At 70.6% G+C, this 14,574-nt stretch carries 10 protein-coding genes; 9 read left to right on the forward strand and 1 reads right to left on the reverse strand.

What is annotated here, in order from left to right:
* Positions 1 to 95 precede the first annotated feature (95 nt).
* The gene (locus B5D66_RS03840; protein ID WP_200813506.1) at positions 96 to 1,484 is read left to right on the forward strand and encodes a glycine--tRNA ligase; all 1,389 of its coding nucleotides are present in this window, start codon (positions 96 to 98) and stop codon (positions 1,482 to 1,484) included.
* A gap of 249 nt (positions 1,485 to 1,733) precedes the next feature.
* Here the strand turns inward: B5D66_RS03840 and trhA are convergent, their stop codons facing one another.
* Entirely contained in the window at positions 1,734 to 2,408 is a 675-nt protein-coding gene (gene trhA / locus B5D66_RS03845) for a PAQR family membrane homeostasis protein TrhA (RefSeq protein ID WP_235000775.1), read from the reverse strand.
* 514 nt (positions 2,409 to 2,922) lie between these two features.
* On the opposite strand from trhA, the gene ppdK reads away from it, so the two are divergent.
* The 8 genes from ppdK (at position 2,923) to B5D66_RS03885 (ending at position 14,545) form a co-directional block, all read left to right on the forward strand.
* Complete coding sequence (gene ppdK / locus B5D66_RS03850; RefSeq protein WP_078760207.1) at positions 2,923 to 5,601, forward strand: pyruvate, phosphate dikinase; 2,679 nt, start codon at positions 2,923 to 2,925, stop codon at positions 5,599 to 5,601.
* Positions 5,602 to 5,845: 244 nt separating this feature from the next.
* Positions 5,846 to 6,760 (forward strand): YdcF family protein, encoded by a 915-nt coding sequence (locus B5D66_RS03855; protein WP_235000725.1) that lies wholly within the window; start codon positions 5,846 to 5,848, stop codon positions 6,758 to 6,760.
* 28 nt (positions 6,761 to 6,788) lie between these two features.
* On the forward strand, positions 6,789 to 8,039 hold the full coding sequence (locus B5D66_RS03860; RefSeq protein ID WP_078760208.1) for a deoxyguanosinetriphosphate triphosphohydrolase: 1,251 nt from the start codon (positions 6,789 to 6,791) through the stop codon (positions 8,037 to 8,039).
* A 154-nt stretch (positions 8,040 to 8,193) separates the two neighbouring features.
* Positions 8,194 to 9,243, forward strand: a complete 1,050-nt coding sequence (locus B5D66_RS03865; protein WP_200813507.1) for a LacI family DNA-binding transcriptional regulator — start codon at positions 8,194 to 8,196, stop codon at positions 9,241 to 9,243.
* Between the two features lie 58 nt (positions 9,244 to 9,301).
* The gene (gene araB / locus B5D66_RS03870; protein WP_200813529.1) at positions 9,302 to 10,948 is read left to right on the forward strand and encodes a ribulokinase; all 1,647 of its coding nucleotides are present in this window, start codon (positions 9,302 to 9,304) and stop codon (positions 10,946 to 10,948) included.
* 46 nt (positions 10,949 to 10,994) lie between these two features.
* Positions 10,995 to 11,690, forward strand: coding sequence for an L-ribulose-5-phosphate 4-epimerase (locus tag B5D66_RS03875; protein ID WP_078760209.1), 696 nt, complete (start codon positions 10,995 to 10,997; stop codon positions 11,688 to 11,690).
* Between the two features lie 35 nt (positions 11,691 to 11,725).
* Positions 11,726 to 13,084 carry an L-fucose/L-arabinose isomerase family protein gene (locus B5D66_RS03880; RefSeq protein ID WP_235000777.1) on the forward strand — a complete coding sequence of 453 codons (1,359 nt, stop codon included), beginning with the start codon at positions 11,726 to 11,728 and terminating at the stop codon, positions 13,082 to 13,084.
* A gap of 141 nt (positions 13,085 to 13,225) precedes the next feature.
* Positions 13,226 to 14,545 carry an extracellular solute-binding protein gene (locus B5D66_RS03885; protein ID WP_078760211.1) on the forward strand — a complete coding sequence of 440 codons (1,320 nt, stop codon included), beginning with the start codon at positions 13,226 to 13,228 and terminating at the stop codon, positions 14,543 to 14,545.
* Positions 14,546 to 14,574: the final 29 nt, after the last annotated feature.

Raw genomic sequence — 14,574 nt, forward strand, 5'->3', positions numbered from 1 at the left:
ACCCGGGCGTCCAATAGGCTGGAAGCTCATTGTTCTCGAGCGTCGCGCTTTCCCGCGATCCGCCGACCGCCAGCCGGATGGAGAGTTATACAGCTATGGCTGCCAAGTCAGAGGCTATGGATACCCTGGTCAACCTCGCCAAGCGGCGAGGTCTGGTCTACCCCTCCAGTGAGATCTACGGGGGTCTGCGCGCCTCTTGGGACTACGGCCCGCTGGGCGTGGAGCTGAAGAACAACATCAAGCGCCAGTGGTGGCGTTCCATGGTCCAGGAGCGCGACGACGTCGTGGGGCTGGACTCCAGCGTCATCCTGGCGCGTGAGGTCTGGGAGGCCTCCGGCCACGTCCAGGCCTTCGTCGACCCCCTCACCGAGTGCCAGTCCTGCCACAAGCGCTTCCGCGCCGACCACCTCGTCGAGGCCTACGAGGAGAAGCACGGCCGCGAGCCCGAGGGCGGTCTGGCCGCCCTGGCCTGCCCCAGCTGCGGCGCGAAGGGCTCCTTCACCGAGCCCCGCATGTTCAACGGCCTGCTGCGCACCTACCTGGGTCCGGTTCAAGACGAGACGGGGCTGGCGTTCCTGCGGCCCGAGACCGCGCAGGGCATCTTCATCAACTACAAGAACGTCGAGCAGTCCGCGCGCCGCAAGATCCCCTTCGGCATCGGCCAGATCGGCAAGTCGTTCCGCAACGAGATCACGCCGGGCAACTTCATCTTCCGGACCCGCGAGTTCGAGCAGATGGAGATGGAGTTCTTCTGCAAGCCCGGTGACGACGAAGAGTGGCACCAGTACTGGATCGACACCCGCATGCAGTGGTACGTCGACCTGGGCATCTCAAAGGACAACCTGCGGCTCTACGAGCACCCCAAGGACAAGCTCTCCCACTACTCCAAGCGGACCGTCGACATCGAGTACCGGTTCAACTTCGTCGGCAGCGAGTGGGGCGAGCTGGAGGGCATCGCCAACCGGACCGACTACGACCTGCGGACGCACTCGGAGAAGTCCGGCACCGACCTGCTCTTCTTCGACCAGGAGAAGAAGGAGCGCTACGTCCCCTACGTCATCGAGCCGGCGGCCGGTGTGGACCGCGCGATGCTGACGTTCATGCTGGACGCCTACAACGAGGACGAGGCGCCCAACGCCAAGGGCAAGCTCGAAAAGCGCGTCGTCATGCGGCTGGACCCGCGTCTGGCGCCGGTCAAGGCGGCGGTGCTTCCGCTGTCGCGCAACGCCGACCTGTCGCCGAAGGCGCGCGACCTCGCGGCGCGCCTGCGCAAGCGGTGGAACGTCGACTTCGACGACGCCGGGGCGATCGGCCGGCGGTACCGCCGCCAGGACGAGGTCGGTACCCCGTTCTGCGTCACGGTCGACTTCGACAGCCTTGAGGACGACTCGGTGACCGTGCGCGAGCGCGACACGATGAGCCAGGAGCGCGTCTCCATCGACCAGGTCGAGACCTACCTGTTCGAGCGCCTGCCCGGCTGCTGACCGGTTCCACGAGCGAAGGCCCCGCACGTCCGACGTGCGGGGCCTTCGCTCGTTCGAGGAAGGGAGACGGCCGGATCCGGGGGGATGGTGGTGTCCGGCCGCCTCACTCGGTCCTCACGGCCGCACACGGCCATCAGGATCGGTCCTCAACCTACCGAGGTGATTCCGGAGTTTTGTGAGGTTTCACCCTTACCGTCCGGTCGTGTGAGCGAATCGTGACTGCCCGTCCGGAAGTGGCCAGACCGCTGGTCAGCCCGACCCGTAGACCACGAACGACACCGCGATGTAGTGGCAGACGTAGGCGGCGATCGTCAACGAGTGGAAGACCTCGTGGAACCCGAACCAGCGAGGCGCGGGGTCGGGACGCTTCAGGCCGTAGACGACCGCTCCGGCGCTGTAGAGGATGCCCCCGACCAGGATGAGGATCCAGGTCGCCGGGTGGGTGCCGCCCACCAGCTGGGGGACGAAGAGGACGGCCACCCAGCCGACCGCGATGTAGAGCGCGGTGGACAGCCAGCGTGGTGAGTTCAGCCAGAAGACCTTGAACAGCACGCCGGCGATGGCCGCGCCCCAGATCAGCGAGATCATCGCGGTGCGCAGCGTGCCGTCGAGCACGAGCAGGACGAAGGGCGTATAGGTCCCGGCGATGATCAGATAGATGTTGGAGTGGTCCATCCGCCGGAGGATCGCCATGCCCTTGGCCGACCAGCGGCCCACGTGGTAGATCGCCGAGGTGCTGAACAGCAACACGGAGCTGAGCGCGTAGACGGCGCTGGCCAGCCGGGACAGGCCGGTGGGGGCCAGGGCGACGAGCACGATGCCGGCGGCCAGGGCCAGTGGGGCGGTGCCCAGGTGGAGCCAGCCGCGCAATCGGGGTTTGACCACGTTCAGCAGGTCTGACGCCGCGGAGCCGGCCTTGTCCAAGGGGCTCTCGGGTCTCCTCGGGGTGGGCTCCGTGGAGGGCTGGTTCGGCGCGTCGTCGCTGTGGTCTGGAGGCACGTTCTCTTCTCCGTCGGGTCGGCTCCGGCAGCACCGGTGGCCGCGAGGGCTGTGCTGCCCTGTCCAGAACTCTACCTACGCAACCGTAGGTTACTTGTCGGTAGGAATGTGGCTCTCGGCACAGGGGAAGGGGCTTCGAGGGTGATCCGCGAGGCCTCTCCCGGTCAGTGTGGACCAGAAGACGGGCGGGGTGGCGGTCGGGTGGCGTGATGAGGGGAAGTGTCGGCCCGCCGCTTCGCGTGGAGGAGTGAGAACCCCGGTGACCTGGGTCTCTCCGAAATCGTCGATTAGACCTTTGGTCTAAACCAAAACGGCGCTGTGTGCTGCGAAAACGCGGATAACGGGGTGTGCTGGGGAAGATTTTTTCGCTGTCCGGATAGAGTCGCGCCCATTCGGGGTCACGAGGCCCCGCGGGCCTCGACGCAAGCAAGGAGTTCCCGTGCCCAAGTACGTCTACAACTTCACCGAGGGCAACAAGGACCTCAAGGACCTGCTCGGCGGCAAGGGCGCCAACCTCGCGGAGATGACCAACCTCGGTCTCCCGGTTCCGCCCGGCTTCACGATCACCACCGACGCCTGCCGGCACTACCTCGAACACGGCCGGGTACCCGAGGGGCTCGACGCGCAGATCGAGGAGGCGCTGACCGCCCTGGAGGAGGCCATGGGCAAGAGACTCGGCCAGGCCGACGACCCGCTGCTCGTCAGCGTCCGCTCCGGCGCGAAGTTCTCCATGCCCGGCATGATGGAGACCGTTCTCAACATCGGCCTCAACGACGCGGCGGTGCACGGCCTGGCGGCGCAGGCCGGCGAGGAACGGTTCGCCTGGGACTCCTACCGCCGCCTGATCCAGATGTTCGGCAAGACCGTCCAGGGCATCGACGGCGAGCTGTTCGAGGACGCCATCGACGACCTCAAGCGCCGCAAGGGCGTCACCGACGACCTCGCCCTCGACGCCGCGGACTTCGCCTCCCTGGTCGAGGTCTTCAAGGACATCGTCCGTGAGCAGACCGGCCGTGACTTCCCGGCCGACCCCCGCGAACAGATGCGTCTGGCGATCACCGCGGTGTTCGACTCCTGGAACGCGCCGCGTGCCGTGCTCTACCGCCGCCAGGAACGCATCCCCGCCGACCTCGGCACCGCCGTCAACGTCTGCTCGATGGTGTTCGGCAACCTCGGCATGGACTCCGGCACCGGGGTGGCCTTCACCCGTGACCCCGCCTCGGGCCGCCAGGGGGTCTACGGCGACTACCTGCAAAACGCCCAGGGCGAGGACGTCGTCGCGGGGATCCGCAACACCCTGCCCCTGGCCGAGCTGGAGCGGATCGACCCCAAGAGCTACGGCGAGCTGCTCGCCATCATGGAGAAACTGGAGAACCACTACCGCGACCTGTGCGACATCGAGTTCACGATCGAGCGCGGCAAGCTGTGGATGCTCCAGACCCGTGTCGGCAAGCGGACCGCGGCCGCGGCCTTCCGGATCGCCGACCAGCTGGTCGACCAGGGGATGATCAGCCTGGACGAGGCGGTGGGCCGGGTCACCGGCGACCAGCTCGCCCAGCTCATGTTCCCCCGCTTCGACCACGAGGCCCCACGGCACCGATTGGGACGGGGCATGAACGCCTCGCCCGGCGCGGCGGTCGGCAAGGCGGTGTTCGACTCCTACACCGCCATCAAGTGGTCGCGCAGCGGCGAGAACGTCATCCTGTGCCGTCGCGAGACCAACCCGGACGACCTGGAGGGCATGATCGCCGCCCAGGGCATCCTCACCAGCCGTGGCGGCAAGACCTCCCACGCCGCCGTCGTGGCGCGGGGGATGGGCAAGACCTGCGTGTGCGGCGCGGAGGAACTCGACATCGACACCAAGAACCGCCGGATGACCGCGCCCGGTGGGGAGGTCGTCGAGGAAGGGGACGTCATCTCGATCGACGGGACCAGCGGCGAGGTGTTCCTCGGCGAGGTCCCGGTCGCCTCCTCCCCGGTCGTGCGCTACTTCGAGGGCGAGATCGACCCGGCCTCCGACGAGGCCGACGACCTCGTCCGCGCGGTCCACCGCTTCATGCAGTACTCCGACGCCGCGCGGCGGATGAACGTGCGCGCCAACGCCGACACCCCCGAGGACGCGGCCCGGGCCCGCCGGATGGGAGCGCAGGGCGTGGGGCTGTGCCGGACCGAGCACATGTTCCTCGGCGATCGGCGGACCCTGGTCGAACGCCTCATCCTCGCCGACACCGACAAGGAGCGCGAGGAGTCGCTGGCGGCGCTGCTGCCGTTGCAGCGTGAGGACTTCACCGGCATCTTCGAGGCCATGGACGGCCTGCCCGTGACGGTCCGGCTGCTGGACCCGCCGCTGCACGAGTTCCTGCCCGACATCACCGAGCTGTCGGTGCGCGTCGCGGTCGCCGAGGCGCGCGGCGAGGAGCACGAGGGCGACCTGCGGCTGCTCCAGGCCGTCCACCGGCTCCACGAGCAGAACCCGATGCTGGGCCTGCGCGGGGTACGGCTGGGCCTGGTCGTGCCGGGGTTGTTCACGATGCAGGTCCGGGCGATCGCCCAGGCCGCCGCCGACCGGATCAAGGCCGGCGGGCGGCCGCGCCCGGAGATCATGATCCCGCTCGTGGGCACGGTCCAGGAGCTGGAGATCATCCGCGAGGAGTCCCTGAGGGTCCTCGCCGAGGTCGGCGCCGAGCACGGGGTGGAGCTGGACTTCCCCATCGGCACCATGATCGAGCTGCCCCGCGCCGCGCTCACCGCAGGGCAGATCGCGGAGAACGCCGAGTTCTTCTCCTTCGGCACCAACGACCTCACCCAGACGGTATGGGGCTTCTCCCGCGACGACGTCGAGGCGTCGTTCTTCTCCAACTACCTGGAGAAGGGGGTGTTCGGGGTCTCCCCGTTCGAGTCGCTCGACGTGGACGGTGTCGGCCGGCTGGTGCGGCTCGCGGCGCAGGAGGGACGCGCCGCCCGCCCGGACATCAAGCTCGGCGTGTGCGGGGAGCACGGGGGCGACCCGGCGTCGGTCCACTTCTTCCACGAGGTGGGCCTGGACTACGTGTCCTGTTCGCCGTTTCGGGTGCCCGTCGCCCGGTTGGAGGCGGGTCGGGCCGCGGCCCGCTCCTGACGACCCCTCCGGTGTGGTGTGCCCCGCGCCACACCGGTCCCGGTTTTCCCGACCCGGCGGGGCCACGGTGACAAAAACCGCCGTGACCTTCTCGTAGCATGAACGAGACCGGCGCCCCGAACGCCGCGTCCGTGACGCCGCGCTCGCCGGGGACGAAGAACCGCCGATTTCGCCGACGAAACTCCTTTTTGCAGCTGTTTGTGGTTATCGTCAGGCGGGTCAACAGCCACTCAGGGGGTGAGACGTGCGGGCAACCGGTGAGGAACCGCGCGGGGACGACGGGCCAGGCCTCCCGCCCGGCGCGGAGGAGACACTACGGTTCGTCCGTGCCGACGTCGAGGCCACGGTCGGCGACCCCGACCGCACCCGCACCATGGTCAGGCCCGCCACGGAGCCGGCGGGGGGCGAGCCCACCCGCACGCTCACCCGGACGATGCCCGACGGCGATCCGGGGCGCACCCGCGAACTGCGCCGCCCCCGCCCGACGGCCGAGGACGCCCCGCCCCCGCCGTCCGGGGGCCGGACGCCTCGCCCGCGCCGACGGCGCCCGCCCGTCGGACGGATCCTCGCGCTGGTGCTGGCGATCGCCGTGGCGTTGCCGTGCGGCACCTGGGCCTGGGTGTGGTACACCGCGCGGCAGGACGATCGTCCCGTCTCCGACGCGATCATCGTGCTGGGCGCCAGCCAGTACAACGGACGTCCCTCGCCGATCTTCGAGGCCCGCCTGGCCCACGCCTCGGAGCTGTACGCCGAGGGCGTGGCCCCCACCGTGGTCACCGTCGGCGGTAACCAGCCGGGTGACAACTTCACCGAGGCGGGCAGCGGTCGCGACTGGCTGATCCGCCACGGCGTTCCGGGAGAGCGGATCGTCGCCGTGGACCGGGGAAGCGACACGTTGCAGAGCATCGACGCGGTGTCGGGGGTGTTCCAGCAGAACGGTTGGACCACCGCCGTCATCGTCACCGACCCGTGGCACTCACTGCGCTCGCGCATCATGGCCGAGGACTTCGGGATAGAGGCGGCCACCTCGCCGGCCCGCTCCGGTCCGGCGGTCCAGGAGCGCCGGACCCAGCTGTGGTACATCACCCGCGAGACGGCGTCCCTCTGGTACTACTGGATCTTCGGCGACAGCTCGTCGTTGCAGGTCGACGCCGCCTGAGCACGACGAGCGAATCCGGGACCAAGCCATGACCGCGACCGCCGGGGCCGCCCCGCCCGGCTACGCCGACCACGACCTGCGGCGCTGGGTCCTCGAACCACCCAAGAACCGCGCCCGCGGCCCGTTCGAACGCGACCGCGCCCGCGTCCTGCACAGCTTCGCGCTGCGCAGGCTCGCGGCCAAGACCCAGGTCGTCAGCCCGGGGGCGGGCGACTTCCCGCGGACCCGGCTCACCCACTCGCTGGAGTGCGCCCAGATCGGCCGTGAGCTCGGCGGTGCGCTGGGATGCGACCCGGATCTGGTCGAGACCGCCTGCCTCGCCCACGATCTGGGACATCCGCCGTTCGGCCACAACGGCGAGTCCGCGCTCGACGCCGCGGCGCGGGAGTGCGGCGGTTTCGAGGGCAACGCCCAGAGCCTGAGGCTGCTGACCCGCCTGGAGGGCAAGGTCGTGACCGAGGGGGGACGCAGCGCCGGCCTCAACCTCACCCGCGCCGCCCTCGACGCCACCTTGAAGTACCCCTGGGCGCGCGGCGCGAAGGGGGCCGCCGGCAACAAGTTCAACCACTATCCCGACGACGCCGAGGTCTTCGCCTGGGTGCGCGAGGGGGCGCCGGGCACCCGTACCTGCCTGGAGGCCCAGGTCATGGACTGGGCCGACGATGTCGCCTACTCCGTTCACGACCTGGAGGACGGGATCCACGCGGGCCTGATCCAATTGGCGGCGTTGCGCAGCGCGACCGAGCGCGCCGAGGTCTGCGCGATCGCCGCGCGCGCCTACACCGACGCTTCGCCCGCCGAGCTGGCCGAGGTCTTCGACGCGCTGCTGGCCGAACCCTTCTGGCCGGACCGCTACACCGGCGACCTGCGCTCGCTCGCCGCGCTGAAGAACCTCACCAGCGAGCTCATCGGCCGTTTCCGCAGGGCCGCGGAGGCGGCCACCCGTCGCGTCCACGGTCCCGGACCGCTCAGCCGTTATGCCGCGACGCTGGTCGTGCCGCGTCGTCGGCTGTTGGAGTGCGCCCTGCTCAAGGCGGTCGCCGTCCACTACGTCATGGCGCGCTCGGAGGCGCTGGAGTACCAGGCGCGGGAGCGCGAGGTGATCGCCGAGCTCGTCGCGGCGATCTGGCTGGGCGCCCCGGGAACGTTGGAGGAGCCCTTCCGGGCGGACTACGAGCACGCGCCCGGTGACGCCGCGGCGCTGCGGGTGGTAATCGACCAGGTGGCGTCGTTGACCGACACCTCGGCGCTGGCCTGGCACCGCCGGCTGGTGGGATGACCGGCCGCGCGCGGCACCGGGGAAGGGCGCGCGCCGCCGTCCAGGCGGTGTGATCCAGATAACCCGAACCCCTTGACGCCTCGTTTGTTAGCGCTAACAATGTAGCTCACGTCACACCGGCGTTAACGGAAACTTCACGAGGTGTCGATCGCCCATGTCCTCCGAGAACGGCCGCAGCCCGGTCATGGCGGATGTCGCCCGGCTCGCGGGGGTGTCCCACCAGACCGTCTCCCGCGTGCTCAACGGCCATCCCAACGTCCGCCCCGAGACCCAGGCGCGGGTCCAGGCCGCCATCGAACAACTGGGCTACCACCGCAACTCCTCGGCCCGCGCCCTGGTCACCCGGCGGACCAACGTCCTCGGCGTGGTCACCTTCGACACCACCCTCTACGGGCCGGCGAGCACGCTGTCGGGGATCGAACGAGCGGCCCGGGAGGCCGGCTACTTCGTCAGCATCGTCACGCTCACCGACATCTCCCGCGCCTCCGTCCGCGAGGCACTGGACTACCTGGCCGAACAGTCGGTCGAGGGCTGCATCGTGATCGCGCCGCAGCGCGCCGCGGTGGAGTCGTTGACGGACGTGTCGGTGGCCAGGCCCCTGGTCGCGGTGGAGGGCGGTCGGGCCCCGGGCCTTCCCGTCGTGTGCGTGGACCAGGTCGGTGGGGCCCGCGCCGTCACCGAGCACCTGTTGGGACTCGGCCACCGCACGGTCCACCACGTCGCCGGCCCGATGGAGTGGCTGGAGGCCGAAGGGCGGGTCCAGGGCTGGCGCGAGGCGCTGGAGGCCGCCGGGGCGCCGATCCCCGAACCGCTCCGCGGCGACTGGAGCCCGCGTTCGGGGTATGAGATCGGGCTGCGCCTGGCCGAGGACCCCCGCATCACCGCCGTGTTCGTGGCCAACGACCAGATGGCGCTGGGAGTGCTGCGGGCGCTGGGGGAGGCGGGGATCCGGATTCCCGAAGAGGTCAGCGTGGCCGGGTTCGACGACGTTCCCGAAGCGGAGTTCTTCACCCCGCCGCTGACCACCGTGTGGCAGAACTTCAGCGACGTGGGACGTCGCAGCATCCGATTGCTCGTGGACCAGATCGACCGGCGCGCGCGGAAGGGGTCGGCCGGTGCGACGGAGACGGAGGAGGACCTCCGCGACGTCGTTCCGGCCCGACTGGTGGTGCGGGCCAGTACCGCTCCCGTGCAGCTCAGATGACCCCATGAGGAGGGGAACCCCCGTGTCTCCTGATGTTAACGCTAACAATGTGACTCCCGTGGTGATCGGGGTCGACTTCGGGACACTGTCCGGCCGCGCCGTGGTCGTCAGGGTCTCCGACGGCGCCGAACTCGCCAGCGCCGTCTGCCCCTACAAGCACGGCGTCATCTCCCAGACGCTGCCCGGATCAACGCGACGGCTCCCACCCGACACCGCGCTCCAACTCCCCGAGGACTACCGCGAGGTACTGCGCCGCGCCGTCCCCGAGGCCCTGGCGGCCAGCGGGGTCGCCCCCGACCAGGTCATCGGGATCGGGACCGACTTCACCGCCTGCACCGTGCTGCCGGTCACCGCCGAGGGAACCCCCTTGTGCGAGCTGCCCGACTACACCGACCGCCCGCACGCCTACCCCAAACTGTGGAAGCACCACGCCGCCCAGCCCGAGGCCGACCTCGTCAACCAGGTCGCCCGCGAGCGGGGGGAACGGTGGCTGGCCCGCTACGGCGGCCGCATCTCCTCGGAGTGGGAGTTCGCCAAGGCGCTCCAGGTCCTCCGCGAGGATCCGGAGATCTACGAGCGCACCGACCGCTGGATCGAGGCGGCCGACTGGATCGTCTGGGAACTGTGCGGCCGCGAGACGCGCAACGTCTGCACCGCCGGCTACAAGGGCATCCACCAGGACGGCGCCTGGCCCGACCGCGGCTACCTCGCCGCACTCCATCCCGACTTCGCCGGATTCGTCGAGGACAAGCTGGCCCATCCGCTCTCCCAGCTCGGCGGACGCGCGGGAGGGCTCACCTCGCGCGCGGCCGAGTGGACCGGGCTGCCGGAGGGCATCGCCGTGGCCGTGGGCAACGTCGACGCCCACGTCACCGCCGCCGCGGCCAGGACGGTCGCCCCCGGCCAGATGCTCGCGGTCATGGGCACCAGCACCTGCCACGTGATGAACTCCGACGTCCTCGCCGAGGTGCCCGGCATGTGCGGCGTGGTCCGCGATGGCATCGTGCCGGGGCTGTGGGGATATGAGGCGGGGCAGAGCGGGGTCGGCGACATCTTCGGCTGGTTCGCCGACACCTCGGTGCCCGACGACTACGTCCGCCAGGCCGGCGAGCTCGGCGTCTCGATCCACGACCTGCTCTCCGCCAAGGCCGCGGGCCAGCCGGTCGGCGGCCACGGACTGGTCGCCCTGGACTGGCACAGCGGGAACCGGTCGGTCCTCGTCGACCACGACCTGTCCGGCGTCATCGCCGGGCTCACCCTGGCCACCCGGCCCGAGGAGATCTACCGGGCCCTCGTCGAGGCCACCGCCTTCGGCGCGCGGACCATCGTCGACGCCTTCGACGCCTCCGGAGTCACGGTCACCGAGTTCACGGTCGCCGGAGGGCTGGTGCGCAACCCCTTCGTCATGCAGGTCTACGCCGACGTGCTGCGCCGCCCCCTCAACACCATCGTCTCCGACCAGGGGCCGGCCCTGGGCGCCGCGATCCACGCCGCCGTCGCGGCCGGAGCCTATCCCGACATCCACGCGGCCTCAGCGGCGATGGGCCGGGTCCGCGAGGCGGCCGTGCTGCCGGACCCGGAGCGGGCCGACGCCTACGACGAGCTCTACGCGATCTACACCGACCTCCACGACCACTTCGGCCGCGGCGGCGACGGGGCGCTGCACCGCCTGCGCCGCATCCGCAACCGGGTCACCCCCGGCTGACCCCGAACCCCCTGACGGCCACCGGCCACGGAAGGAGCCGACGACCGTGCCCACCGACAGCGTCGACCGACTACGCCGCGAGGTCTGCGCCCTGCACGACGAACTCGTGCGCTGGGGCCTGGTCACCTGGACCAGCGGAAACATCTCCGCCCGGGTGCCGGGAACCGACCTCATCGTCATCAAACCGAGCGGAGTGCTCTACGACGACCTCACCCCCGAATCGATGGTCGTGACCGACCTTCACGGAACCGTGGTCGACGGCGCCTACGCCCCCTCCAGCGACACCGCCGCACACGCCTATGTCTACCGCGAGATGCCCGAGGTCGGCGGGGTCGTCCACACCCACAGTCCCTACGCCACCGCCTGGGCGGCGCGCGGCGAGGCGATCCCGTGCGCCATCACGGCCATGGCCGACGAGTTCGGGGCCGAGATCCCCGTCGGGCCGTTCGCGCTGATCGGCGGCGACGACATCGGCAAGGGCATCGTCGCGACGCTGACGGGACACCGCTCGCCCGCCGTGCTCATGCGCAGCCACGGGGTCTTCACGATCGGCCGCGACGCCCGGTCGGCGGTCAAGGCCGCGGTGATGTGCGAGGACGTCGCGCGCACCGTCCACCTGGCCCGCGTCCACGGTCCCGTCGAACCGCTGGCGCCCGAGCACGTCGACGCCCTCTACCACCGCTACCAGAACGTCTACGGCCAGCGGGCCGCCGACGACACCACGGAAGGAGCCGGTTCGTGACCGACCGTCTGCCCCGCATCGGGGTTCTCGGGATCATGCAGGAGCTCTACGACCACATGATCCCGGGGATCACCCAACGCCAGGCCGGCTACGCGCGTGACATCGCCCAGCGTCTCTCCGGCGTCGCCGAGTGCGTCGTCGGCGGGCCGGTGAAGGGCCGGGAGGAGACCGAGCGCGCGGTCCGCGCGTTCGAGGACGCCGACCTCGACGGCGTCCTGATCGTGATGCTCACCTACGCGCCGTCGCTGCGGGCCGCCCGGCTCTTCGCCGGGATGCGCCTTCCGGTGTGCCTGGCCAACGTCCAGCCCGACCCCGCGGTGACGCCGGCCTGGGACATGGACGACATGACCTACAACCAGGGCATCCACGGCGCGCAGGACACCGCCAACGCGATGGTCCGCGCCGGCCTGCCCTTCGAGGTGGTCACCGGCGAGTGGAACGACGACGCCTTCGTCGAGCGGGTCGGCCGCTGGGCGCGCGCCGCGCGGGCGGTCACCGCGTGGAAGACGCTGAAGGTCGGCGTGTTCGGGTACGCGATGAACGGCATGGGCGACGCCCGCGTGGACGAGTCCGCCCTGTTGCGCAGGCTCGGCCCCGAGGTCGTCGCGATCGCCCCCGGCGAGCTGCACCGCACCGTACAGGAACTGCCCGACTCCGCCGTCGAGGAGCTGATGGCCTGGGAGGACGAGCGGTTCGACGTCGACCCGCGCCTGTCCAAGGAGGAACGCGGCGACCACGCGCGCATGCAGATCGCGATCGAGCGGATTCTCGCCCGGCGCGGCATCGGCGCCTACTCCACCCACTTCGACGCGATCGCCGAGGACGGGCGGTTCGCCCGGCTGCCCATGGCCTCGGCCTCCAGCCTCATGGCCAAGGGGTACGGGTTCGCCGGCGAGGGCGACGTGCTCGCCGCGTCCATCGTCTACGCGGGGCACCAGCTCGCCGGAGACGGGCACTTCACCGAGATGTACGCGATGGACTTCCCCAGTGACTCCATCCTCATGAGCCACATGGGCGAGGGCAACTGGAGGGTCGCGCGTTCCGACGAGCCGATCCGGCTGATCAAGCGCCCGCTGGGCATCGGCCGCCTCGACGACCCGCCCACCCTGCTGTTCCGCATCCAGCCGGGCCCCGCGACGCTCGCGTCCCTGGTCTACCTCGGCGGCGAGCGGTTCCGGCTGGTCGTGGCCGAGGGCGAGGTACTGGACTCCCAGGAGCTGCCGGCCCTGGAGATGCCCTACGGCCAGTTCCGTCCCGACAGCGGAGTCCGCGGCTGCATGGACGCCTGGCTGCGGGCCGGCGGCACCCACCACATGGTCATGAACCTCGGCCGGATCGCCGCCGACTGGGCGGCGTTGTGCACCCTGACCGGTATCGAGCTGGTCCAGGTCTGACCGGTCCGGCGCGGGCTCCGGCCCGCGCCGGGCTCCGGCTGTGTCCGAGTCACACACCCGAGGGGGTGCCTCGCGCACCCCGCACCGCGGCCCCCGGGGGACGGCCGCACCTACGGCGCATCACCAGGCAGAGGAGATGCCATGCGCACAGAAGAAACGCCGCTCCCGGCCCCCGCGCCGGCCATCGGGCGGCGCGGGTTCCTGGCGGGAGCCCTCACCGCCGCGGGGATCGGGCTGGCCGGCTGTGGGGGCGGCATCGCCACGGTCGGCGAGTCCCGGACCGTCCTGCGTCAGTGGAACCTGTTCACCGGCGGCGACGGCGTCCGCATGGTCGAGATGCACGACGCCTACCAGAGGGAGCACCCCCAGATCGACTTCCGCCCCACCACCTACCTGTGGGGCAACCCCTTCTACACCAAGTTCGCGATGGGCGCCGCGGGCGGCCGGGCCTTCGACGTCGCCACCCTGCACCTGTCCCGGCTGCGCGGCATGGGACCGGGCACCCTGATCGACCCGATCCCCGTCGAGCTGCTCGCCGAGTACGGCGTCACCCCCGACACCGTCCTGCCCAACGTCTGGGACAAGTGCACGGTCGACGGCGAGCTGTACGCGATCCCGCTGGACACCCACCTGGTCGTCACCTACTACAACCGCGAGATCTGCGCGCGGGCCGGCGTGCTCGACCCGCAGGGGCGGCTCATCGAGACGGACGGCGTCGAGGAATTCCTCGACCTGCTCGCCGCGGTCAAGGACGTCACCGGAGGCTACGGGGTCGTCATGGACACCACGGGGGCCTGGCGCCAGTTCTGGTCCCTGTACCGCCAACTCGGCGGCGAGATGACCTTCGACGGGGACGTGGGCATCGACGACGACAAGGCGCTCCAGGCCCTCGACTTCCTGCGCCGGGTCTCGGAGGAGGGGCTGGCGCCCTCGGCGTCGGACGCCCCCGGCACCCCGGCGAACTTCGTCAACGGCATCTGCGGGCTCATGTTCGCCGGCAACTGGGAGATCGCCACCGCCCAGGCGGCGGGGATGGACTTCGGAATGCGTCCCTTCCCCGGTCTGTACGGCGACGAACTGGGCCAGGGCGACTCCCACGCGCTGGTGCTGCCCCACCGCAGGACCCGCGACGACGCGGCGGTGCGCGCCGCCGTGGAGTACGCGGCGTGGATGCTCAAGCACAGCATCACCTGGGCCGGCGGCGGACACGTCCCCGCCTACCTGCCGGTGACCGAGAGCGCCGAGTACGCCCGCCTGGAACCGCAGGCCGACTACCGCGACGCGGCGGTCAACGTCCAGTTCGACCCCGAGGCGTGGTTCAGCGGTTCGGCGGCGCAACTACAGAACGAGGCGAGCTCCCTGTTCGCGGGCGTCCACAACGGTTCCACGACGCCCGAGCGGGCCCTCGACGCCTTCAAACGGGCCACCCGCAAGCTCATCGAGACCCCCGCGCCGGTGTGACCCGGGCCCGCCATCCCCCTTGGAGTCCG

The organism is Marinactinospora thermotolerans DSM 45154, assembly GCF_900167435.1.
GTDB classification, from domain to species: Bacteria; Actinomycetota; Actinomycetes; order Streptosporangiales; family Streptosporangiaceae; genus Marinactinospora; species Marinactinospora thermotolerans.